This is a genomic window from Haloarcula sebkhae (assembly GCF_014647415.1).
In the GTDB taxonomy this organism is placed as follows: Archaea; Halobacteriota; Halobacteria; order Halobacteriales; family Haloarculaceae; genus Haloarcula; species Haloarcula sebkhae.
The window spans coordinates 278,179-300,052 of record NZ_BMPD01000004.1 but is presented as its reverse complement, the minus strand read 5'-3'; the positions used below and the strand labels follow the sequence as shown (position 1 = coordinate 300,052).

Genomic DNA, 21,874 nt, shown 5'->3' with positions numbered 1-21,874 from the left:
ACCTTTCGAGATTGTTTGCGTCTATTTCATCAGTAAAAATACTTATATGATTTGAAATGGGCTGAACAACAGTCAAAGATGAGAGTTAAGACTAAATAACAACTACTTATACTTGTCTATGACGTAACTGTCTGGATCTGTTATGACACTGCTTGCGATTCCGTGTACTGGCTGGAAGCGGCCGCGCCGACTCAGTCGTCGCCAGCGCCTCGTTTCCGGATTTGTTTCCCACCAGCGTCTGGCGTCCGGAGCACCTGTTCGTCTGTCTCCGGCCCCAGCACTTCCACGCGGACGCTCGACACTTTGTACTCGGGGATGCCGGCGGTCGGGTCGAAGGTCTCGCCGGTGAGTTTGTTGACCGCGCCGGCGGCGAAGTGCATCGGAATGAACAGCGTCCCCGGGCCGACGCGCTCTGTCACTTGCGCCTTGACGACGATATCGCCCCGCCGTGATTCGACGCGGACGTACTCCTCATCGGCGATGCCGAGCTTCTCGGCCGTCTCGGGATGGACCTCGACGAAGCTCTCGCCCACGTGGCTCATCAGTCCCTCGACGCGGCGGGTGATCTGGCCCGTGTGCCAGTGATACAGCACGCGCCCCGAGGTGAGCGTCAGCGGGTACTCTTCGTCGGGAATTTCCCCGGGGTGTCCGCCGTCGGCAGGAACGAAGCGGGCCTTCCCGTCCTCGAAGTTGAAGTTCCCCTCGTCGTAGTCATAGAGGTACGGCGTGCCATCGTGGTCCTCGTCCCAGCAGGGCCACTGGAGGCCGTGTTCCTCGCCGGATTCGAGCCGGTCGTAGGTGACGCCACCGTAGATGGGCGCGAGCGAGTTGATTTCGTCCATGACTTCCCGCGGGTGGTCGTAGTCCCAGTCGTAGCCGAGTCGACGGGCCAACGCCTGCGTGATCTCCCAGTCCTGGCGGGCCTTGCCCGGCGGTTCGGACGTGGGGCGGACCCGCTGGATGCGTCGCTCGGTGTTGGTGAACGTCCCGTGTTTCTCCGGCGAAGTGGCCGCAGGGAGCACTACGTCGGCGTACTCCGCCGTCTCGGTCATGAAGATGTCCTGCACGACGAGGAACTGCATATCTTCTAGGGCCTCGGCGGCGTGCTGGATGTCTGGCTCTGAAAGGGCCGGGTTCTCGCCGACGACGTACATCCCGCGGAGGTTCCCCGCGTGGGCCTCGGCGAGCATCTCCGGCACTTTGAGTCCGGGTTCCTCGGGCGGTCGCTCGCCCCACGCGTCGGCGAACTTCTCGCCGACCTCGTCGTCTGCCGGGTTCTGATAGCCCGGCAGGCTTCCCGGAAGCGTCCCCATGTCGCCACCGCCGCCCTGGACGTTGTTCTGCCCGCGGAACGGCGAGAGGCCGGCACCGGGCTTGCCGACCTGCCCGAGGACGAGCGCGAGGTCGGCCATCGCGATGAGGTTCTCCGTGCCGTGGCTCTGCTGGGTCATGCCCATCGCCCAGCCGAACACGACGCTGTCAGCCTCGGCGAGCGTCTCGGCGGCCGAGGCGAGTTCTTCGGGCGACACGCCCGCCAGTTCCTCGACTTTCTCGGGCGTGAAGGCCTGGACCTTCTCCCTGACTTCTTCGAAGTTCTTCGTGTTGCGCTCGATGAACGCCTCGTCGTAGAGGTCGTGCTTGATGATGTACCGGATCAGGCCGTTAAGCCAGGCTACGTCGTAGCCGGGGTTGGTCCGGGTGTACTGGTCGGCGTGTTCGGCGATGCCGACCTTCCGCGGGTCGAACACGACGAGGTCGGCTCCGTCCCGGACGTTCTGTTTGATCCGCGTGGCAAGCACCGGATGTGACTCCGTCGTGTTGGAGCCGCTGATGAGGTAGGCGTCGGCTTCGCCGATGTCCTCGTTGATTCGGTTAGTCATCGCGCCGTAGCCGAGCGTCTGCTGGAGCGCCGCCACCGTCGAGGAGTGACAGAGCCGGGCGCAGTTGTCAATGTTCTTCGTGCCCAGCACCTGACGGGCGAACTTCTGGACGAGGTACGCCTCCTCGTTACTGCCCTTCGAAGAGGCGAGACAGCCAAGCGAGTCGATGCCGTGGGCGTCCTGAATCTCTGTGAAGCGCTCGGCGACATACTCAAGCGCCTCGTCCCAGGTCGTCGGTTCGAGTTCGCCGTCGTCGTTGCGGATTAGCGGTTCAGTAATCCGCTGTTCGCTGTTGGCGAACTCGTGGCCGAACTTCCCTTTCACGCATGTCGAGAAGTTGTTCGCGGGCGCGTCGTCGGGGTCGTCGACTGGAACGACGCCGAGCGAGTCGCCGTCCTTGCCCCACATCTCGAACCGACAGCCGACGGCACAGAACCCGCAGGTCGTCTCCTGCTTGTCGATCTTCGAGAGCCGGTAGTCACTGACTACGCTGGCGATGTCGAACAGCCGGCCTTCGGGCATCGTGTTCGCCGCGATGCTCTCGGCGGTGTGTTCGCCGGCGAGAAACGCCTTCTTCCCGTAGTCTTTGGCGATGTCGCCGGCCCGACGCTTGGCTTGCGACGCGAATCTGGCGAGGCCTTGCTTCCCCTTCGCCGCTCGTGGGTCGTCGGGTTCGAAGCCACGATTCGGGGCGGTGGTGTCGTCGATGGTCTCGGCGTCCTCGTGTTCGATGACTTTCCCGATGGAGTTTCGCTGTGTAAAGCCCGGGAGCGGGAGCGTCGCCGCGCCGTCGATACCTTTCTCGGTCAGCGAGCCGGTGGGGCAGACGGTAGCGCAGTGGCCACAGGAGACACACTCCGAGTCGTGCATGGTCTCGGCATCGGACTGGAAACCGATGCGAGTGTCCTCGCCGTGGCCCTCGATTCGGAGGACGCCTTCCACCTGCACGTCGTTGCAGGCGTCGACACAGCGGTTACAGAGGATGCACTTGTTGCGGTCGATCTGGATGAACGAGGAGGTGTCGTCGATGGGTTCGTACTGGTCGCGCTCGTCGAAGACGCCGTAGCGGGGGTGGTCGACGCCCTCGCTGATAGCGGCGTCCTGCAGTTCACAGCGGCCGTTGCCGTTGCAGGTGGTACACCGGAGGTTGTGGTTCGAGAGGACGAGGTCAAGGTTGACGCTGCGGGCCTCCTCAGCATCGGGCGTGTCCGTCGAGACGGATAGGCCGTCTTCAGCGGGGAACGAACACGACGGGACGAGGCCGTGTTTCTCGGTCTCGACCATGCAAGTCCGACACTCACTACGCGGGCCGATCTCGTCGCTACAATCGCCGTCGCGGTCGTAGTAGCACAGCGCCGGTACGTCGGCGTCGTCTTCGACGCCCTCGGCACCGGGGTCGACGCTGACGATATCGTCGTCAAGGTCCTGCAAGGCGTCGATGATTGTCGATCCTGGGGCGACTGTGACTCGCTCGCCGTCAACCGTCAGCGTTGTCGGGTCGTCCGTGTCGGTCCCCACGTCCGGGTCGTTAGCGGTTCCGGTCTCGAATTCGCGGGTGACTGGCGTCTCGGGCTGTGGGTCGTGCAGGTCTGGAACTCGTGGAATCGATCTGTCTGTGCTCATAGTTTCTCCGTACAGGTACCGCTTGGACAGTGTCCGTCAGTGTGGGCGCGGAACTCGGGTTCGAACTCGTCGATAGCTGTGGTCACCGGCCGCGGCGCGTGCGCGCCGGTCTGGCAGTTACTCGACTGACGCATCACCCGGGACAGTTCGCGTATCTTGTCGCTCTCGAACGAGCCGTCGTATATGTCGCGCAGGAGTTCAGCGAGCTGTTTCGTCCCCTCGCGACCGGGGACGCATCGGCCGCTGTTCTCCATCGACGCGAACCGGGCCCGCTTCCCGACTGTTTCGACGGCACACCGGTCGGTGTCGAACAGTTCGACGACGCCGTCGGTACCGAGACCGGCTGCTCGAAGCGACTGGGCGGTCGGTGCCATGTTGAGGCTGCGCGTGACACCGCCGAGAACGCCGCCAACACAGGCCATTTTGAACGACCCGTCCATCTCGACCGCCTCACGTACCGCCGCGAGGCTTGCGCTGGACCCGAGTTCGACGGTCGCATGGTTGGCAACGTCGCCAGTGACCGTTACGATTCGTGTTCCGGGGTCCGCTGCATCAGCGTCGATGCCTTCTGGCTCGGCGATGGCCCGCTGAACCTGCGCGAACGTTCGCGGGGTGTGGATGACTGTCGGGCGTCCGTACAGGCCACGTTTGGCCGGTGCGGGCGGCTGGAGTCGCGGCTCGATGCGGTCGGCCCCCTCCAGTGCTTCGAGCGCCGCCGTCGGTTCACCGGCGCGGAACTCGTCCGGACCGGCCACCAGTTGCGGCACGACCGGCAGGGTGTCGACGGCTGCGTCTATCGCCTTGCGAAGGTCCGCTTGCAGGTCTGTCTGCGACTCGCTCACATAGATGACAGCATCGCCGGCGTCCACGTGCTCGGCGACCGCCGCAATCCCGTCGAGGACTGCCATCGGTGCGCCAGAGAGGAGCGTGTCGTCGCCCGTTGGGAGGTCGGTGGCGTCGTTGGCGTTGCAGACGACCACCGGGTCACCGTCGGTTGTACTGGCCGTTTCCCACGTCTCGGCGACCGGTTCGTCAGCGGCGGCGTCCCCGCGGCCCCGGCCCAGCAGCCCGGCTGCTGCTGCAGCGTCGGCAGTCTGCTCGGGCGAGACGAACGACCAGTCGGCCGGTTCGAGCGGGGCCACCCAGCCGCAGGGACCCAGTACGTCGCGGCGACCGATCGAGAGCGGTCCGCGCTCCGGGACGGGAAGCGACGCCGTCTCGGGGTCGTGTTCAGCGACGGCGTCTGCGTCGGCTGTCGGTACTGTCCCAGCTTCTAGTTCGTCGACGAGGTCACGGACGGTCGCCGGTGACGGGTCGCCGTAGAAGGCTGTCCGCCCGTTACTCGTAATCATCACCAGCGGTGTGGTCGCTGTGATGCCTGTCGGCCCCGTCCTGACGACCGGGACTGAGTCCGCCGCTGCCCGTGCCGCGGAGCGGACCCGGTCCCCGCGCTGTGACCGTCCGTCCGTCGACACCCGGACGACGGTCGAATGAGCGAGGGCCGTGGTTTCCTGTGGCATACTCTGTGCGTCGTGCTGAACGATTAAAAATCCCGGCCGAGTGGTCCCGGTTGCAGTGGGATCCGCTACCCCACAAAACATCACTTATTTATGTACTGATGGGTGAGCGCTGGCCGGCTCGTTCCGTCGAAACAATGAGGCAGCGGGACGTTACCACAATCGAAACGATGAACCCACGATTCGAGGAAGTCAAGAGGGAGGCGTCGGCCGCGATAACTGAGGACGACTTGCGCTCGGTGTACACCGGTATTATCCACGAGGACGGCCGCCACGAGTACTACTTCGGCAACGACACGGAGGAGGCGGCCAAACTCCGTGAGGCAGCGGCGATACAGCTCGGGATGTTGCTCCGCGTCCTCGCGGACCGCTCGGAGAGTAGCGTCGACGAATTGACGGCCCTCGCTGCGGAGCGGGCCGAACAGATGGAGCTACGGTAGGAGACGGAACGGCTGCCTTCGCTAGTCGGTGGTGGCGATAGCTTCGATTTCGACCGCTGCACCTTTCGGGACCGCACCCACGCCGACGGCGCTCCGCGCCGGTGGGTCCGCTTCGAAGAACTCGCTGTAGGCCTCGTTGAACGCGTCGAAGTCGTCGATGTCGTCGAGGTAGACAGTCGTCTTTAGCACATCGTCGAGCGAGAGCCCGTCGGACTCCAGAATCGCCTCGACGTTGTGGAGACACTGTCGCGTCTGGTCGGCGACTGGTTCGTCGTCGAGCAGCTCGCCGTCTGTCGTTAGCGGGAGCTGTCCGGCGGTGATGAGGAGGTCGCCGTTCGACGTGGCCTGACTGTACGCGCCGACCGCGGCCGGAGCTTCATCGGTGCCGATCACGCGCTTCATGATCGAAGTCACCCAGCCTCGCTGTATAAATCCCAGCCGTAGCGGGTCATACTCACACAACGTTCTCGAAAGCCAACCAGTTGTGTCCAGTCACTGATTGATGACGACAATTGCTATCAGCGCCAGCCCGATGCCGGCGGCTTTCGTCAGCGTCATCGACTCCCCGAACGCGATGACGCCGATGACTGCGGCAGTGATAAAGTACATTCCACCGATGGTGGATACGATCGACGTGGGGCCCACAGTCACACCGACGAACGTCGAGACCACGCCGACGGCCGCCGCGACGCCCGCCGCGCCGGCGAACATCATCCCCCGGTTCGTGACGACGAACGATGCACCTGAGACGACGACGTATATCCCAGTAACGACTGTCGCGGCTGCGTACGACACGAACGCCGCGGTTTCCGGGTCCATTGTACTCGACGCGACGTTCCCAAACGCGATCCAGAATCCCCAGGCGATCATCGTTCCCAGCCCGAACAGGACGGCGGCGTTCATCCGTCCGGCCTCCGCGTGAATCGGTTCCAGTTCTTTCTGAGCGCTCTTGGCGAACAGCGACATCTGGCATCGTGCAATCGACGCATTGATCCGATCGTACGGGCCCCGCTGTCTTGAGTTCGGTGTCCGCTCGCCGCGTGTTTTTTATATCGACTCCGACAAGAGTGTGGTAATAGATAACGTCCCGAAAGACTCGTCGGAACGGACACTCGAGGACGTGTTCTACCCTGCCGACAGGATTCCGTTCGTCGAGTGGGACGAGCTATCCGGTGCGAAGCCGACGGTCGTCCTGACCGGCGTGGTCGCACTTCTGGCGTTCGTGACCGGCCTTTCGAATCTCAGCCAGGCGTCGCTTGCACTCAATGGTCCACTGGCCGCAGTGGTCGACCTTCCGTTACCTTTCGTCCGATTCGGCGGAGTGCTGTTCGCGTTTATCCTCGGCATCGTGACGGTCGGACTCCAGCGACGCAAACGGCTCGCCTGGCGTGTGGCAGCCGTCGTCTTTCTCGGTCTGACACTGCTGCCACTTGCCACCTTTCAGCCCACGGATATCCCCCTGCTGGTGATGACGCTGGTCACGTACCCGTTGGTAGTCCGAAACCGACACCGGTTCGACCAGTCGCTCGACCTCTCGCCGATCCAGATCGCGTCGCTGTCGGCGATCTTCGGCGTCGTTCTCTACGGAACCGTGGGTGCGTACGGACTTCGGGGCCAGTTCCTCGAACTCGACAGCTGGGGCGATGCCGTGTATTATGTCGTCGTCACCATCGCCACGGTCGGCTACGGCGATATCACACCTGTGACGGCGGAGGCACGGTGGTTTTCGCTCTCGATTATCCTGTTCGGGACCGGCGCGTTCACTGTCGCCGTGGGTGCGCTCATCGGGCCAGCTATCGAATCAAGAATGGCAACAGCGTTCGGAGTTATGACTGCATCAGAACTCACACTCCTCGAGGACCACATCGTGGTTCTGGGGTACGGAGACGTTACGGCATCGCTACTCGAAGAACTGGGCGACGAGACGGAGGTCGTCGTCGTCACGCCCGACGAGGGAACGGTCGCGTCGCTGCAGGGCGAGGGCGTGAATCTGCTCACCGGTGACCCTACCGACGAAGACATCTTCAGGGACGCACGCGTTGGGACTGCAAACGGGGTTGTGGTGGGGAGCAACGACGACGCACGCGACGTGCTGGCCGTCATCGCGACGAAAAACGTCAATCCGGACATCCGCACAGTCGCGGCGGCGACTGACCAGAAGCACGTCGAAAAGTTCCGCGCGGTCGGAGCGGACGAGGTTATCAACCCCCGCTCTATCGGCGGCCGGCTCCTCGGGCAGTCGGTACTAGGTCGCGGGCCGACCGAGTCGCTACTAACCGAAATCGAGACCGACGACGGGAGCAACCCTGCTGACTCCGAGTGACCCAGCCACCTTCAGCGACGCTGGTCTCGACCGCTACAGTCGCCAGTTTCAGTGGCGTTCTGGGATAGTAATATATGTATTCGACACTGAATATCGAGGTATGGCCACCTCGGACGCCAGTGGCATTGCGGAGATCGTCGGCCGGCTACTGGTGCCACTGTGCGCCGCGTCCGGGGCGCTCGTACTCGCGGGATTCTTTTTTCCGACGCTCGTTGGCGAAGCCGTGACCGGGCCGGCATGGCTGACTGTCGCGCTCGTGTTTTTCAGCTCGGGGCTGTGTTACATCGCGCTGCTTCCGTACTCCGAAGATACTACCGCGCCAGCCGCGGCCGACGTCTTCCTGCGTGTCCGACAGACTGATGTCTGGCAGGCCGTTCGGGGATTTCTCACCCAGCACGAACCGGCTGTCCTCGTGTTCCCGGTGCTCGTGTTCGCCGGGTTCTTCGGGCTACAGGTGGCGTTCCCAACACGGACGACGGGCACTGTCGATGCTGCGGCGGCCACGGTGCTGCGTACCGGTGGTCCGCTGTTTCTCGCTGCCGTCTTCCTCGCTGTCTGTTACTGCCTGTTCCTGCTGGTGGGGCCGTGGGGCGACATCAAACTCGGCGGTCCGGACACGGAGCCCAGCTACACGTACCCGACGTACTTCACGCTCGTGTTCACTGCCGGCATCGCGGCCGGACTGGTGTTCTGGGGGCCCACGGAGGCTCTGTTTCATTACGATCAGCCGCCGCCGTACATCGGGGCTACCGCCGGGTCGCCGGACGCTATCAACGGCGCGCTGGTGTACACCCTCTTTCACTGGGGTGTCTCTGCTTGGAGCGCGTACGCCGTCATCGGCGTCCCGATAGCGTACTTCGCGTTCACACGGGGTGCGCCGCTCCGAGTCTCGACGGTGCTGGCACCGATTCTCGGCGTTGACGGGCTGGATTCGGGCTGGACCAAACTAGTCGATACGTTGGCTGTCTTCGCCACTATCGGCGGCATCGCCACTTCGGTTGCGCTCGTGAGCGAGCAGTTCCTCGCTGGCATCAATTACCAGTGGGGGGTGGCGGCCGGTGAAATCGGACCGGTCCTGTTCGTCGGCGGACTGACGCTGATATTCGTCGTCTCCAGTGCGACCGGGATTCACCGCGGTATCCGTCGCATCGCCGGTCTGAACATCGTCCTGTTCGGCCTGTTCGCGCTCCTCGTCGTCGCCGTCGGGCCACGGTCGTTCATCCTCCAGCGCGGGACGCAGGCACTCGGGACATACGTGGTAGAGTTCGTCCCGCTGAGCCTTCACACCGGCGGGCAGTGGGTTGCGGAGTGGACCGTCTGGAACTGGTCGTGGTGGTTCTCCTGGGCTCCCTTCGCCGGGCTGTTCATCGCCGCCCTCTCCCGCGGTCGCCGGGTCAGGACCGTCGTGTTCACGAGCGTCGTCGCAACCTCGGCGGCGACGATGGTCTGGTTCCTCTTGCTCGGTGGCACGTCGCTGTTCGTCCAGCAGACGGGCCGGGCCGATATTCTCGCCGCTATCGCACAACGCGGTGGTTCGGAGGCTGTCGCCGGGTTCCCGCTGCTGTCATCGTTGCCGCTGGGACAGCTCCTCATGTTCCTGTTTCTCGCGCTCATCATCGTGTTCATGGCCACATCGGCGGACACCTCAACACTCGTCGTTTCAGTTCTGGCGACGCGACGGGAAATCGCGCCGTCGGCGACGCATATCGTCTTCTGGGGGGTCTTCCAGGGTGCGGTCGCCGTCTCGGTGTTGCTCTTCGGAGGTGCTGAGACGTTACAGGCACTGGCCGTCCTGACAGGCGGCCCATTCGCCGTGATATCGCTCGTAGCGGTCGGCGGGCTGACCGTGACCTGGTACCGGAACGAGCGGGACCATACGTCACTCGTCAGGCGCGCCGTCAGGAAACTGCCGGACATCCAGACCCATCACGACGTGGACCCACCAGAAGAAAAGTAGGCCCTACTCGCGCGGTGTGGTCAGGCCTCGGTGATCCCGGTACAGAAGTTCTCGACCAGCTGTTTCCCGGCGTTGGTGAGAATGCTCTCCGGATGGAACTGGACGCCGATGTGTGGTTTTTCGACGTGCTGGACGCCCATCACGACCCCCTGCTCGTCGTTGGTGTGGGCCGTTTCCTCTAACTCGTCCGGGAGCGCGGTCGCCTCGACGGCCAGCGAGTGGTACCGCCCCACTTCGAACGGATCGTCGACCCCGTCGTACAGCTCCGTCCCGTCGTGGCGGACTTCCGAGGGCTTCCCGTGGACCACACTCGGTGCGTGGCCGACAGGGGTCCCGTGGGCCGCACAGAGGGCCTGGTGGCCCAGACAGACGCCAAGCGCCGGGTACTCTGTCTCGGCGAAAACGTCGATCGATACGCCGGCCTCCGCTGGCGTTCCGGGGCCAGGGGAGACGACGATGCCGTCCGGGTCGAGTTCGCGGATGTCCGCCACGTCGATAGCGTCGTTCCGGCGAACCGTGACATCGTCGAACTCGCCGACGTACTGGACCAGATTGTAGGCGAAGGAATCGTAGTTGTCGATGATGAGTATCATCGGATTCCCTCCATCGGTTCGGTCCCGGATTCGACCGCGAACGACCCCTGTTCGCCCAAGGCTTCGTCGACAGCTGTGACGAGCGCCCGGGCCTTGTCCAGTGTCTCCCGGTACTCCGCCTCTGGAACGGAGTCGTGTACGATACCGCTCCCGACGCGGAGCCGGTATTCGCCGTCGTAGTGGACCAGCGTCCTGATAGTGATGTTCAGTGTCGCCCGGTCGTCGAAGCCGAACACCCCGATACTGCCGGTGTAAGGCCCTCGACGCGTCGTCTCCACCTCGTCGATAATCTCCATCGTCCGCGGTTTCGGCGCACCAGTGATGGTGCCGCCGGGGAACACCGCGGCGACTGCGTCGGCGATGCTCACGTCGTCGCGCAATTCCCCTTCGATGAGCGACACGAGGTGCATCACCTCCGAATACCGGTCGACGCGGCGGTACTCAGCGACATCGACGGACCCGTACTCGCTGACCTTTCCGAGGTCGTTGCGTTCGAGGTCGACCAGCATCGCGTGTTCGGCCCGCTCTTTCTCGTCGCTGCAAAGGTCCGCCTCCAGTTCCTCGTCTTCCGCGGGCGTATCACCTCGCGGGCGCGTCCCGGCAATCGGTTCCGTGAGCAACTGGTCGCCATCGACATCCAGCAAGAGTTCCGGACTGGCGCTGACGAGGTCGACGCCGGGGAACTCAAGCAGGGCCGAGTACGGGGCCGGGTTCACCCGCCGGACGGCGTCGAAGGTGTCGACCGGGTGGACGGCCGCCGGGGCGGTCAGCCGGTGTGAGACGTTCGTCTGGAACGTGTCGCCGTCCGTGACGTACTGTTTTATTTGCCGGACGCGGTCAGCAAACGCCGCTTCGCCGCACTCGCTCTCGAACGTGGCCTGCGTCGCAGCGGTTGGCTGGGTTTCGACGTGTCGCTCGCCGTGGACGGCGTCCTTTGCCAGTTCGCGGGCCAGCTCCCGGCCGCGCTCGAATGCCGCTTCAGGTGACCCATCAACGATGGGGCACGCCGTCACGTGCAGTTCGACCTCTCCATCGTGTGGCTCCTCCCACGCGGCGACGCAGTCGAATACACCCAACTGGAGCCGTGGAAGGCCATCCGAAATGGTCGTCTCTGGGATGTCTTCCAGTTCCCGTGCTACGTCGTAGGAAAGCCAGCCGAACGCGCCACACGGGTATGGAACCGTACAGTCGCCCCGTTCCAGGTGTTCGCGGTCGAGTAGCTCGTCGATGGTCTCGATACTTGGACTACCGCCATCCTCTGCGGGCGTCGCTCCCGCAGTGACCTCGATTTGCTCGACCGGAGCGACGCCGAAGTACCCCCAGCCCGACTGCCCGCCGGTCGTTTCGAGATAGAAGCCGTCTGTGTTCCCGTCGCGGGCGCGGCGATACGCTTCGAACGGGTCGGCAACGGTGACGCGCGCCTCAACCGGCACACGGGTGCCGTCTGCTGCTGCCCTCGCAGTTTCGATGAACGATTCTTTATCGGTGCTGAATCGAATCTCAGTCATAGTGCAGTTGCTCCCGGACGAGAGGCCCATGCCTCTCAGTGTGGTTGTGTAGACCAAACATGGGTCATGACAAAAACTTTCGGTCCCTTGCCCCTGAAGCCGATATACTGTCGAATTGTCTACCGCTTGTGGTTGCTCACTGGACGAATAGCCGGTGGGATTTCAACGGTTGGACTATTCCACATCACCCACTATACCTGCGGGGTTTGAGACGGGTATCGAACGCTTGCCCGGCCCCGACAGCCGACCGTCCAGCAGCGGTTCCCGGTCTGGGCGCCTGATCGGGGACTCTCGGGCTGATGGCGAACACAGCAATAATGACTACAATAATCGACGGCAACGAGATCGGCGACCAGATCACAGCGGGCGTCGCGGCGTGCACGGATACGCTCATCAGCGAGGGCGTCACACCGGGGCTGGCGACGGTGCTAATGAGCGATGACGGCGCGAGTGAGACGTACGTCTCGATGAAACAACAGGCCTGTGAGGTGATCGGCATCGAGGGGTTCCATTACGAAATCAGCGCGGACGAACCGGCCGAGACGCTGTTTGGGACCATCGACGAACTGAACGCGGACCCGGCTGTTCACGGAATCCTCGTCCAGATGCCGGTCCCCGACCACGTGAACAAGCGTGACGTGCTGGTTCGCATCGACCCGATGAAAGATGTCGATGGGTTCCACCCGGAAAACGTGGGCCGACTCGTCGCGGGGAACGCGCGATACAAACCTTGCACGCCCCACGGAATACAGAAAATACTGGCCGAAACTGGTGTCGAGACGGCGGGGAAAGACGCCGTCGTCGTCGGCCGCTCGGACATCGTCGGCAAACCGATGGCGAACCTGCTTATCCAGTACGGGCCGGGTGGCAACGCGACGACGACTGTGTGTCACTCACGAACTGACGATCTTGCCGAAAAGACTCGTAACGCCGACATCGTGATAGCCGCCGCCGGGGTTCCAGAGATGATAGACGGATCGATGCTCTCGGACGGCACGACGGTCATCGATGTCGGTATCAACCGGGTCGACGCTGACACGGATAAGGGGTACGAACTCGTCGGGGACGTGGATTTCGAGAGCGCCAAAGCAAAAGCGGACGCCATCACCCCAGTCCCTGGCGGTGTTGGCCCGCTCACCATTGCGATGCTGATGTACAACACGGTGAAAGCGGCTAGCCTGCAGTCCGGCGTCGATATTACACTCCCGTAGGTTGGGACTGCTGCCCGTCCGCAGAACCACCCGTGTTACACTGTTTCGACTTCGCCACACTCCGGGCACGTAATCAGGAGTTCACCCGCCGGGTTCTGTCCTCCTTCGATGACGTTGTGTCCGCTGGCACACTGTTCGTGCATATACACCTCGTGGCTGTCGTGTTCACGCAGCCAGATGTGGCCGTCCTCCGGTGCTGAAACGATGCCGTGACAGAAGTAGCACTCGCCGTTCATACTGACTCGATGACAAGCCAGTATCAAATAGCTATCTCTCACTGTGAGATTCTGCTCGTTTTCAGGGCTACTCTGCTAGCGAGAACACAACATGTGGTCGAAAAGACAACTGTTGTTTCAATACTAAGATGCTTCGGCCCGATAATCCGATATGGACTACTGTTACACAGGCGACACACACGAGAGACTGTTCGCGGCGTACCAGGCCGACGAAGCGCCGTTCCCTACCCAGACTCAGATGGAATTCCCGCGGCGAGAACACCGCCGAGCGGAGGTCGACATCCTCAAGCGACTGTTCTTTCCGACCTGCTGGAACGCTGCCGCACTGGTCCGGGACGAACTCGCTGTTCTGGATCAGCTTGATACCCTCGGCGGGCTCTTCTATTCGGGTATCAGACCGTACTCGGGATCGGACCCGGCAGAGACAGTCGCCACAGTCATTGACCAGCTCCCCACCGTTCGCGCTCGGCTGAAAAAAGACGTCGAGGCCGCGTTCAAAGGCGATCCGGCGGCGAAGACGTACATGGAGATCATCCGGTCCTATCCGGGGTTCATGGCGATACTCGTCCAACGGGTCGCACACACCCTCTACGAAGCTGGGGCGTCCGAGTACGCTCGCGAACTCACTGAATACGCCAAGACTGAGACCGGCATCGACATCCACCCCGGCGCCGAAATTGGCGACCACTTCTTCATCGACCACGGAACCGGTGTCGTCATTGGCGAAACCACCACTGTCGGGGAGTGGGTCCGTCTCTATCAGGACGTGACGCTTGGCGCGCTCCACTTCGAGGCCGACGAGAGCGACGAACACAGACTCAAGAAGGGATACAAACGGCATCCGGATATCGGCGATCACGTCGTCATCGGCGCGGGCACGAAAGTCTTGGGCGCTATTAGTGTAGGCGACCACGTTAGCATCGGGGCGAACTCCTGGGTCACCGACGACGTTCCGGACGATACGAAAGTGTACGTCACGGACCACCCGACGCAGGAACGGAAACGAACCAAATAACGTTGAAACTGGTACTGCGCGGTTTCTGAGACTGTAGCGATCCGACGAATTGGCCGGAAAAACGCTTCTAACTGGTGTGATCGTCCCAGATCCCCTCATACTGGCGTTATCAGTCCAGCCACGAGACGTGGTTCTGTTCTTATAGATTAGAATAACAACTGTACCAGCATTAGGGTCTGTTTCTACCGCTGCCCTCTAGTCATCACCGGGAACGAACTCGGCGACTCCGCTCAGATTTCGTGACCAGACGCCCTCACCAAGGTCGAGTCCGTCGTTCCACTTCCCCACAACGGTCGAAACCGCGAGGTCACCAGTGACGTTGTTCATCGTCGCAATCCGTCCGAGGATCGGGTCAACGCCGGCGACGAACCCAACGACCTCCAGCGGGAGGCCGACCTGCGTGAGAATTACAGTGAGCATGACAATGCCCGCTCCCGGAACGCCAGCGGTGCCGATGCTGATGAGGACAGCCACAATCAACACGAAAACCTGTTCAGTAAGCACCAGTGGCTGTCCGACGACGTTTGCGGCGAACATTACGGTGATTGCCTGCCGAATGGCGGCCCCGTCCATGTTCGCCGTTGCACCGACCGGGAGCGTGAACGAATACACGCGTTCGGCGATCTGCAGGTCTTCGTCTGCATTACGCATCGTGACGGGTAGCGTTCCGCTCGACGACCGAGTTGCAAACGCAGTCACCATCGCGTCTCTCGCCCCGCTGAGGAACGCAATCGGGGAGACATCGGCAACCACGCCCATCAGGAAAACGAGATAAGTGAAGCCGATGTGAATGACGATTGCAATAGTGACTGCCAACACGAGCTCGCCCAGTGAGGAGAACAGGCCGATACCTTCAGTGCCGATTCCGGACGCCATCAACGCGAATACGCCGAGCACACCGAATTCGAGCACCCCTCGAACGATGACGAACATCGCTTCAGCACCCACTTCGAAGGCCTCGAACACTGAATCGACACTCTCTGCGAGCGCGTCCTGCTGGGCGCGGACGTATGTCAGCGCGATTCCGAAGACGATGACGAAGAACACCGTCGCCAGCAGATTCCCCTCTGCGAGCGCCGCGACGGGATTGTTCGGCACGATTCCGAGAACCACATCCAGCAACGACGGCGGTGCTTGCGATTGCGCTTCACCGCCGCCGAATTCGAGCCCACGGCCCGGCTGGAGAACGTTTGCAACCGCGAGACCAATAATACCTGCGAGAGTCGTCGTCAGGGCGTAGAGACCGACTGTCGCACCGCCGATCTTTCCGAGCTTTGCGGGCGAAAGCTGCCGAATCCCGGTCAGCAGTGTGAAGACGATAATCGGGATGACCAGCATATTGAGCAGACGAAGGAAGAGGTCGCCCACTGGTCTGACTACAGCCATCTGTTCCCCGAACGCGATACCGGCACCTGCGCCCAGTACGAAGGCGACAAAGATGCGCCAGATGAGCGGGATAGATCGATACCGGCTCCATAGCGTGCGAATGGGTTGTATCATATTACACAGCATCGGGTAGTCTTATAAAAACCCGTTAGCCCCGCCAGTATGTGCACGCGGCTATGATGCGGTCTGCTCTTACAAGATTCCGTTTGGAGCCGGGTTTATTATCAAATGCCAAGTACTGCCCGTGATCCTCTGAAAAGATAGCAAAATAGCGGTTGCAATTCAGTTGTCTCCAGAAGCGCGACGCCGTTGCCACTCCGGTCTGGCGGTCATTCTTACCGCCTTTCGATCCACTGTCGATTTCTTTGAATCCGGCAGCATGGTCAAGTCAATGACAGCCTGTGATCGCTGTTCCTAATTAGTCTGCCGGTGGACTGGTTTTCGGCTCGACGACCCGACGCAGTTCCGCTCGCAACGCCGTCCACTTCGCCGCGATGAATCCCAGCAGGATACACGCGAACCCACCGACGGTGGCGAGCGTGACCTGCTGGTCGAGCACGAGCCAGCCGGCAAGCGCGGCGAACAGCGGAATCACGTACTCGATGAAGCTCATCTCGATAGGACCCAGCTGGTCAAGTAGCCGGAAGTACAGCAGGAAGCCGCCGATACCGGCGACGACAGCCAAATACAACAGCGCCGCAACCGCAGACGGTGTCCACGATGCGTCTGCAAACGACTGTCCGGGGAGCGCGAGCACGGTGACATGGAGGACAACGGCCCCGATAGCCATCAACCATGCTTGCGTGGCCAGAAACGATATCGACGGGCTGGTGTCGTGCGTCACGACGGCCGGGATGGCAAACGCCAGCGCTGCCGCAAACACGAGCGCGATTCCGATCGTGCTGCTGAGGAGGTTCGCCGGGTCGGGGTCAGCAATGATGATAACGCCGGCGAACCCGAGTACCACGCCGACTCCCGTATTCGCGGTGAACGTGTCATCGCTGGACGCGAGTTTTGTGAGCGCGGGCGTTACGACGGGAACGAGACCGAGCAAGACGGCGGCGACGGCTCCGGTGACGTACTGTTGCCCGGTGAACAGGAATACGTGATGCACGCCAATCATAAGTGTCCCACCAGCGAGGACATACACGTAGTCGTCGCGGGTCTGTGGCCGTTCTAGTGAACCTGTGATGGCCAACGCGGCAAACAGGAGGACGGAGGCGATGTCAAAGCGGACGGCAGCGAACGGTACCGGCGGCAGGTCGGCGAGGCCGACATCTGTCGCCATGAATGCAGTACCCCAGATTGCAGCGAGGAGGAGATAACAACCGGTCGTTCGATAGCGACTCATTCAGTTGTCTGTCACTACCCGACAGTAAAAGAGCCGTCGAAGCTGTCGCAAGTTGCTAGATGTTGCCACTGCGCCAGCGACCACTTGACGCAGTGCCGATGGCCGGGCGGCATCTGTCTAGGGCTCTGTTGAAATCCTCAGAGGATTACAGGATCGAGCAGTAGTTTGACCGGATGCTGCTTGACGAACTTATCGAGATGCCTCGGATTTGGAGAACAATTGATCTCGAGGAACTCCCGTCGTTCTCGACGTTGTGTAAGGCGTTCGATCGGAACTCTCGCCTCAAACGGAGGTACGGTTCGTTCATCCGCTCAAGGCACTGGTGGAAACAATTTAGAGAGCTCACGATCACCTGTCTTACTCACAACCTTGACCGGGCATTCTAATCGAGGGAGCAGATGCTATGACCCCCGACGCTCAAGATAGTCTTCGAGTGCCGCGATGACTGCCTCGTCGTCGATAAGGTAGCGTCGGCATCGAATGTCGATGTAAGGTAACGTCCGGTGGAGGACAATTGCGTTATTGGTCACGCTGAAGCTTTCAAATCTTGACCATGGGATGATGCGACGGGAAATGGACCATCGCCCTTCTCGACGTTGCTCTAGGCCCGCCGATGTCGCGCGATACGTGCGCTCGGTAACCAATGAGCTGAGCATGAACACGAGTACAATCCCACCGGGTAGGACGGTAGTTGCCGCTCTCCATCCCAGTTGCCAGACGGCCAGTCCAGCGAGAAGGCCGACAACCGCAAGCGTGCCAACCATGAGCTTAAGCCGAGCGCGTTGCGGCCACCCTGCCCTCCACTCGACGGCGATGTCGGCGTCGTCTACCGTCGCGTTCGCCAGCTGAGTGCGGGCCATGAGGACGAGGCACCCGCCCAGTGTCGTGGCCACGACCCCCAGCAAAAAGCCGACGAATCCAACGAGATGGGCCGCGCTGTCCGCCTGGAGATCGGTAACGGCGAACGCGACGAAAAGGAGAGAATGAAATGAATATAGACCCATTGGGAGGATGCCGACAGCGGGGATGAGGACCGCAATCCAGGCCGAGTCAAACCACGCAACGAGTTTGCCCCTCTGGGAAACTATCCGTGTAACAGTGACAGTGAGGACTGCCCCCACTACTCCAAGCGAGCCGAGCGCAACTGGCCAACTTACCACCTGCAGCCGCTGTACCACGATGAGTAATAGCGCTGGTGAGAGCAGCGCGGCGACGTAGACCCCAGCCACAAGACTGAACCGTCTGTCCAGTTGTTCCGGCGTCTGGAACGGTTCACGACTGGAGCGGACTTGCATACGCAATCTGTCTCTTAGGCTGTCAATATAGCCTTCGATATGTCTGCTTTGCTGAATAGCGGTGCTGGCGGAGGCTGTCGAAATTTGAGCCGGCTTGTTAGCAGTTGCAGCTGGTGGTCTCAAAATCGCTACCGTCTCTCCGTAACTCAGAGGTCACTATTCAACATGGCAGATATATCAGTTCTCAACAGTGGGCCAGTATAAAAGTATCAATGCGATTATATTTCAATAGAGCCGTCTGAGGAATACACGGTCGAGAGCGGAACGTCAGTGAGTAACGTCGATAGCGGTCCAGTTCACACACCGAAAGCTAAGCCTTCTTCAGAATGGACATTTGGATGTAATCTATGCCATATGGGGTGGCATATTTCGGTTATGGGGATATATGTCGCAGAAGATAATGGGGAAGGTGTATATTTGAAAGTATATGCCCCCATCAGTGGGTATTGGGCTACAATGTCAGAATATGGCTCTGTACCTTTCTGATATCCGCACTTTCGATGATTGTATCCGCTGCGTCGATTGCTGTTTCAGGAACGCGCTCATCCGGGTCGAACAACACCGCGGTATCTGCCTCGACGAACGCCTCCGTATCTGTGTGTGAGTCGCCGATATAGGTGATCGATGGGGGGTTCTGCTTGATTCGAATCTTTCTCAGTAATTCTCCCTTCTCGTCTGGACCGACACCGACATCGATACCCGAAACACGTCCATCCTCGAACCGAAGCCAGTTTCCACGAATAAACGCCGGTTCGTACGGTTCGAACTGTGTCGCAAGGTTTGCCACGCCGGCACTGAGGATTCCGAATCGGACATCCGTTCCCTGGAGGTGTTTGAGGAGGTCGACAGCACCTGCTTTCGGCTTGACAGCCTGTATCGCGCGCTCGATGTCCGACTTGGTGACATCGGTCGCACGCCACACATCGACCGCGCCTCGACACCACTCTGCAAACGTAATTTCTCCGGCCTCGAACTGGGACATCAGCGTCTCGGCTTCCGATGTCGTTCCATAGAGGGTGTGCAATAGCTCGAACCCACCGCGCTGTCGAGTGAGCGTCCCGTCGAGGTCGAACACTACCAGATGCGACATGCTACCGTTCTGCAATAACTTCTATCTCAACGTCGATATCCACTGGCAACTTAACGACTTCCACGGCGCTGCGAGCGGGATAGGGGGGAGACATGAGTTCACCGTACACCTCATTCACCTCGTCGTAGTACCGCATATCCTTCACGAACACCGTCGATTTCACCACATCGTCGAGCGAAGCGCCACCGGCCTGCAGTACGGCAGCGACGTTCTGGAGTGTGCGACGGGTCTGTTCACCGGGTGTGCCCTTGATCACCTCGCCGGTGTCTGGGTCGACTGGCCCCTGTCCGGAAACGTAGATACGGTCACCGCTGGCGATTCCTTGCGAGTACGGGCCGATACTATCGGGTGCGTCGTCAGTTGTCAGTTCTTCCATGGATGTTGTCTCAATTTGTTGTCGGCTGATCGTCCGCGTCGTAGACTTCGTTGATGAACGATGTCGGCAGGCTCGTCGTCAATCCGCCGTCGAGTACCAGGTTCTCACCGGTAACAAAGCTCGACATTTCGGAGGCAAGGAACAGCGTCGTATCAGCGACTTCCCGCGGTGTGCCGAACCGACCGAGTGGATACTGGTCGAGCCAGCGCTCCCGGGCGCTCGTTTCACCGGTCCGTTCCTCCGTGTTTTCCATCTCTGCCCGCCTGTTCGCTGTTTCGATGGTCGCCGCTGAAATAACGTTCGAGCGAATCCCGTGCTGCCCGTAGTGGGCAGCGATATTTCGTGAGAGCGCCAGGAGTCCGCTTTTCGCCTCGGAGTAGCCGGAGAGACCGATACCGAACAGGCCGTTGACCGAGCCCATGTGGATTATCGAGCCGCCGCCAGCGGCGACCATTGCTGGCAGTACCTCTTTGCTCAGGAGGAACTGGCTCTTCAGGTTCAACTCGACCATCGATTCGAAGGTCTCCTCGTCACACCGGTGCAACAGGTTGGCGGACTCGTCTGCCCCGCCAGCGTTGTTCACAAGCACGCGGATGTCCCCGAATTCTTCGATGGCCGTGTCGACGAGATTCCGCACTGCCTTCCGGTCTGTAACGTCACACTCGACCGGGACGACGCGGCCCTCGTGTGTCTCGGTTAGCTCCGTCGCAACCGCTTCCACGTCCTCGTAGGTGCGCGAGCAGACGACGACGTCGCCACCCGCTTCGGCGAACCGGGCTGCGATTTTGCGCCCGATACCCCGCGACGCGCCAGTCACAATGGCCGGCCGGTCCGCTAATGATAGCTCTACCATGACAGGGTCACCCACGTAAGCTGCCCTCTTGAAAGTTGCTCTTGGCCGCTCATGTGACTCGATACTCCTCAATGGCAGCCATATCCACAGTGATACCCAGGCCGGGTCCCTCAGGGGCTGGGAGGCAGCCGTCGCTGACCTCGAACGGTGCCTCGATGACGTCCGCTTCCCAGCCGTAGTACGTCGAATCCGGGGGCAGTGAAAAGCCCGGGATGCCGGTGATCCCGTGGAGGATTGCCGCAGTCCGAATCCCCAAATCGAACGCACAGTGGTGGGTAAAGGGAACTCCGGCGTCTTCGAGGATAGCGGCCTGCTGTCGAATCCCACTGATGCCGCCGGCCGGGGTCAGGTCGATAACGCCGACATCCATCGCACCAGCTTCCACGAGCGACTGCAGATTATGCGAAATGTAGGTGTCCTCGTTCGGCGCGATCGGTTGACGGAGCCGCTGACGGAGCCGAGCTAGCGACGTGTGTGAATCGACCCGAATCGGCTGTTCCATGTACTGTAAGTAGATACCCTCGTCTTCGAGCATCGCGCCGACCCGAACCGCCTGATCGAGCGTCCAGCCCTGGTTCGGGTCGAGTCGGAACTCTAGCTGCCCGTCGACTTCATCGTGCATCGCTTTGATTCGCTTGACGTCCTGTCGCCAGTCCCGCCCAGCCTTCGTTTTGAGAACAGTGAAGCCAGCTTCGAGCGCTTCTCGCGCCTTGATACGGGACTCCTCGGGTGAGAGGATGCCGAGACAGAAGGCAACGGGAACGTCAGCGGGTGCAGTACTGTTGCCATCGACGCTTTGTCGGTGTTGCTGAGCCCCCTGTGTCGGTGCTGTCCATCCGCCGAGCAGTTCGTACACGGGCCTATCGAGTGCCTTCCCGACGATGTCCCAGCAGGCTGTTTCGACGGCGGCGAAGAACATATCGACGTTCGTGTACTCGACGAACACCTGTCGACGGAGTCGCTCGATTTCGAACGGTGACTGGCCCTGAATCATCGGTCCAACGCCGTCTTCGATAATCGACTCGGTGGCCGATGGTGACAAGAAGACGCGCATCTCGCCCCAGCCGCTGATCCCTTCATCCGTGTCGACGCGGACGAGGACACGTTCCATCGAGTGTAGTTTCCCGTGGTTGGTCACGTACGGCCCGATGCCGAGATGCTCATCCAAGTCAGCCAACGGTACATCTACAGTTACCGCTGACACGCCGGTTATCTCCATG

Annotated in this window: 19 protein-coding genes and 2 pseudogenes; 7 read left to right on the top strand and 14 right to left on the bottom strand. The window is 61.2% G+C overall.

Annotated features, from left to right (window positions below; all coding sequences use genetic code 11):
* Window positions 1-191 precede the first annotated feature (191 nt).
* Window positions 192-3,503, bottom strand: a complete 3,312-nt coding sequence (fdhF, locus tag IEY38_RS13720) for a formate dehydrogenase subunit alpha (protein WP_188978650.1) — start codon at window positions 3,501-3,503, stop codon at window positions 192-194.
* The gene (locus IEY38_RS13715) at window positions 3,500-5,023 is read right to left on the bottom strand and encodes an NADH-ubiquinone oxidoreductase-F iron-sulfur binding region domain-containing protein (protein WP_188978648.1); all 1,524 of its coding nucleotides are present in this window, start codon (window positions 5,021-5,023) and stop codon (window positions 3,500-3,502) included. The genes fdhF and IEY38_RS13715 overlap by 4 nt, the downstream gene beginning before the upstream one ends.
* Window positions 5,024-5,190: 167 nt before the next feature.
* Between IEY38_RS13715 and IEY38_RS13710 the strand changes: the two genes are divergently transcribed.
* Entirely contained in the window at window positions 5,191-5,460 is a 270-nt protein-coding gene (locus IEY38_RS13710) for a hypothetical protein (RefSeq protein ID WP_188978834.1), read from the top strand.
* A 21-nt stretch (window positions 5,461-5,481) separates the two neighbouring features.
* Here the strand turns inward: IEY38_RS13710 and IEY38_RS13705 are convergent, their stop codons facing one another.
* On the bottom strand, window positions 5,482-5,862 hold the full coding sequence (locus IEY38_RS13705) for a Rid family detoxifying hydrolase (RefSeq protein WP_188978646.1): 381 nt from the start codon (window positions 5,860-5,862) through the stop codon (window positions 5,482-5,484).
* Between the two features lie 90 nt (window positions 5,863-5,952).
* Window positions 5,953-6,363 carry an EamA family transporter gene (locus IEY38_RS13700; RefSeq protein ID WP_188978833.1) on the bottom strand — a complete coding sequence of 137 codons (411 nt, stop codon included), beginning with the start codon at window positions 6,361-6,363 and terminating at the stop codon, window positions 5,953-5,955.
* A 172-nt stretch (window positions 6,364-6,535) separates the two neighbouring features.
* Between IEY38_RS13700 and IEY38_RS13695 the strand changes: the two genes are divergently transcribed.
* Both IEY38_RS13695 and IEY38_RS13690 read left to right on the top strand, forming a co-directional pair.
* Window positions 6,536-7,783: an NAD-binding protein gene (locus tag IEY38_RS13695; RefSeq protein ID WP_188978832.1), complete on the top strand. Its 1,248-nt coding sequence runs from the start codon at window positions 6,536-6,538 to the stop codon at window positions 7,781-7,783.
* A 100-nt stretch (window positions 7,784-7,883) separates the two neighbouring features.
* Window positions 7,884-9,740, top strand: coding sequence for a BCCT family transporter (locus IEY38_RS13690; RefSeq protein WP_188978644.1), 1,857 nt, complete (start codon window positions 7,884-7,886; stop codon window positions 9,738-9,740).
* Between the two features lie 20 nt (window positions 9,741-9,760).
* Here IEY38_RS13690 and IEY38_RS13685 read toward each other — a convergent pair whose 3' ends face one another.
* Both IEY38_RS13685 and IEY38_RS13680 read right to left on the bottom strand, forming a co-directional pair.
* Window positions 9,761-10,333, bottom strand: coding sequence for an anthranilate synthase component II (locus tag IEY38_RS13685; protein ID WP_188978642.1), 573 nt, complete (start codon window positions 10,331-10,333; stop codon window positions 9,761-9,763).
* On the bottom strand, window positions 10,330-11,841 hold the full coding sequence (locus IEY38_RS13680; RefSeq protein WP_188978640.1) for an anthranilate synthase component I family protein: 1,512 nt from the start codon (window positions 11,839-11,841) through the stop codon (window positions 10,330-10,332). The genes IEY38_RS13685 and IEY38_RS13680 overlap by 4 nt, the downstream gene beginning before the upstream one ends.
* A gap of 317 nt (window positions 11,842-12,158) precedes the next feature.
* Between IEY38_RS13680 and IEY38_RS13675 the strand changes: the two genes are divergently transcribed.
* Window positions 12,159-13,052, top strand: a complete 894-nt coding sequence (locus IEY38_RS13675) for a bifunctional methylenetetrahydrofolate dehydrogenase/methenyltetrahydrofolate cyclohydrolase (RefSeq protein WP_188978638.1) — start codon at window positions 12,159-12,161, stop codon at window positions 13,050-13,052.
* A 35-nt stretch (window positions 13,053-13,087) separates the two neighbouring features.
* Here IEY38_RS13675 and IEY38_RS13670 read toward each other — a convergent pair whose 3' ends face one another.
* Window positions 13,088-13,288, bottom strand: coding sequence for a hypothetical protein (locus IEY38_RS13670; RefSeq protein WP_188978636.1), 201 nt, complete (start codon window positions 13,286-13,288; stop codon window positions 13,088-13,090).
* 151 nt (window positions 13,289-13,439) lie between these two features.
* On the opposite strand from IEY38_RS13670, the gene epsC reads away from it, so the two are divergent.
* On the top strand, window positions 13,440-14,303 hold the full coding sequence (gene epsC / locus IEY38_RS13665; protein ID WP_188978634.1) for a serine O-acetyltransferase EpsC: 864 nt from the start codon (window positions 13,440-13,442) through the stop codon (window positions 14,301-14,303).
* Between the two features lie 195 nt (window positions 14,304-14,498).
* Here the strand turns inward: epsC and IEY38_RS13660 are convergent, their stop codons facing one another.
* Window positions 14,499-15,803, bottom strand: a complete 1,305-nt coding sequence (locus tag IEY38_RS13660) for a dicarboxylate/amino acid:cation symporter (RefSeq protein WP_188978632.1) — start codon at window positions 15,801-15,803, stop codon at window positions 14,499-14,501.
* A gap of 304 nt (window positions 15,804-16,107) precedes the next feature.
* Window positions 16,108-17,040, bottom strand: a complete 933-nt coding sequence (locus IEY38_RS13655; protein ID WP_188978630.1) for a DMT family transporter — start codon at window positions 17,038-17,040, stop codon at window positions 16,108-16,110.
* Window positions 17,041-17,210: 170 nt separating this feature from the next.
* Between IEY38_RS13655 and IEY38_RS21935 the strand changes: the two are divergent.
* Both IEY38_RS21935 and IEY38_RS13650 read left to right on the top strand, forming a co-directional pair.
* Window positions 17,211-17,312 (top strand): annotated as a pseudogene (locus IEY38_RS21935) (IS5/IS1182 family transposase); the annotation flags it as partial.
* Window positions 17,313-17,426, top strand: a pseudogene (locus IEY38_RS13650) (IS5/IS1182 family transposase); the annotation flags it as partial.
* A 15-nt stretch (window positions 17,427-17,441) separates the two neighbouring features.
* On the opposite strand, the gene IEY38_RS13645 reads toward IEY38_RS13650, so the two are convergent.
* The 5 genes from IEY38_RS13645 to IEY38_RS13625 form a co-directional block, all read right to left on the bottom strand.
* Window positions 17,442-18,335 (bottom strand): hypothetical protein, encoded by an 894-nt coding sequence (locus IEY38_RS13645; protein WP_188978628.1) that lies wholly within the window; start codon window positions 18,333-18,335, stop codon window positions 17,442-17,444.
* Between the two features lie 451 nt (window positions 18,336-18,786).
* Window positions 18,787-19,425, bottom strand: coding sequence for an HAD family hydrolase (locus IEY38_RS13640; RefSeq protein ID WP_188978626.1), 639 nt, complete (start codon window positions 19,423-19,425; stop codon window positions 18,787-18,789).
* A gap of 1 nt (window position 19,426) precedes the next feature.
* Entirely contained in the window at window positions 19,427-19,801 is a 375-nt protein-coding gene (locus IEY38_RS13635) for a Rid family detoxifying hydrolase (protein ID WP_188978624.1), read from the bottom strand.
* Window positions 19,802-19,811: 10 nt separating this feature from the next.
* Window positions 19,812-20,654 carry an SDR family NAD(P)-dependent oxidoreductase gene (locus IEY38_RS13630; RefSeq protein ID WP_188978622.1) on the bottom strand — a complete coding sequence of 281 codons (843 nt, stop codon included), beginning with the start codon at window positions 20,652-20,654 and terminating at the stop codon, window positions 19,812-19,814.
* 49 nt (window positions 20,655-20,703) lie between these two features.
* A complete protein-coding gene (locus IEY38_RS13625) occupies window positions 20,704-21,873 on the bottom strand; it encodes a mandelate racemase/muconate lactonizing enzyme family protein (protein ID WP_188978620.1) in 1,170 nt (389 codons plus the stop codon).
* Window position 21,874 lies beyond the last annotated feature (1 nt).

Excerpts from the sequence above, each read along its gene's own strand:
- fdhF (WP_188978650.1), bottom strand. The coding sequence starts at position 3,503 with ATGAGCACAGACAGATCGATTCCACGAGTTCCAGACCTGCACGACCCA.
- IEY38_RS13715 (WP_188978648.1), bottom strand. The coding sequence starts at position 5,023 with ATGCCACAGGAAACCACGGCCCTCGCTCATTCGACCGTCGTCCGGGTG.
- IEY38_RS13710 (WP_188978834.1), top strand. The coding sequence starts at position 5,191 with ATGAACCCACGATTCGAGGAAGTCAAGAGGGAGGCGTCGGCCGCGATA.
- IEY38_RS13705 (WP_188978646.1), bottom strand. The coding sequence starts at position 5,862 with ATGAAGCGCGTGATCGGCACCGATGAAGCTCCGGCCGCGGTCGGCGCG.
- IEY38_RS13700 (WP_188978833.1), bottom strand. The coding sequence starts at position 6,363 with ATGAACGCCGCCGTCCTGTTCGGGCTGGGAACGATGATCGCCTGGGGA.
- IEY38_RS13690 (WP_188978644.1), top strand. The coding sequence starts at position 7,884 with ATGGCCACCTCGGACGCCAGTGGCATTGCGGAGATCGTCGGCCGGCTA.
- IEY38_RS13685 (WP_188978642.1), bottom strand. The coding sequence starts at position 10,333 with ATGATACTCATCATCGACAACTACGATTCCTTCGCCTACAATCTGGTC.
- IEY38_RS13680 (WP_188978640.1), bottom strand. The coding sequence starts at position 11,841 with ATGACTGAGATTCGATTCAGCACCGATAAAGAATCGTTCATCGAAACT.
- IEY38_RS13675 (WP_188978638.1), top strand. The coding sequence starts at position 12,159 with ATGACTACAATAATCGACGGCAACGAGATCGGCGACCAGATCACAGCG.
- IEY38_RS13670 (WP_188978636.1), bottom strand. The coding sequence starts at position 13,288 with ATGAACGGCGAGTGCTACTTCTGTCACGGCATCGTTTCAGCACCGGAG.
- epsC (WP_188978634.1), top strand. The coding sequence starts at position 13,440 with ATGGACTACTGTTACACAGGCGACACACACGAGAGACTGTTCGCGGCG.
- IEY38_RS13660 (WP_188978632.1), bottom strand. The coding sequence starts at position 15,803 with ATGATACAACCCATTCGCACGCTATGGAGCCGGTATCGATCTATCCCG.
- IEY38_RS13655 (WP_188978630.1), bottom strand. The coding sequence starts at position 17,040 with ATGAGTCGCTATCGAACGACCGGTTGTTATCTCCTCCTCGCTGCAATC.
- IEY38_RS13645 (WP_188978628.1), bottom strand. The coding sequence starts at position 18,335 with ATGCAAGTCCGCTCCAGTCGTGAACCGTTCCAGACGCCGGAACAACTG.
- IEY38_RS13640 (WP_188978626.1), bottom strand. The coding sequence starts at position 19,425 with ATGTCGCATCTGGTAGTGTTCGACCTCGACGGGACGCTCACTCGACAG.
- IEY38_RS13635 (WP_188978624.1), bottom strand. The coding sequence starts at position 19,801 with ATGGAAGAACTGACAACTGACGACGCACCCGATAGTATCGGCCCGTAC.
- IEY38_RS13630 (WP_188978622.1), bottom strand. The coding sequence starts at position 20,654 with ATGGTAGAGCTATCATTAGCGGACCGGCCGGCCATTGTGACTGGCGCG.
- IEY38_RS13625 (WP_188978620.1), bottom strand. The coding sequence starts at position 21,873 with ATGGAGATAACCGGCGTGTCAGCGGTAACTGTAGATGTACCGTTGGCT.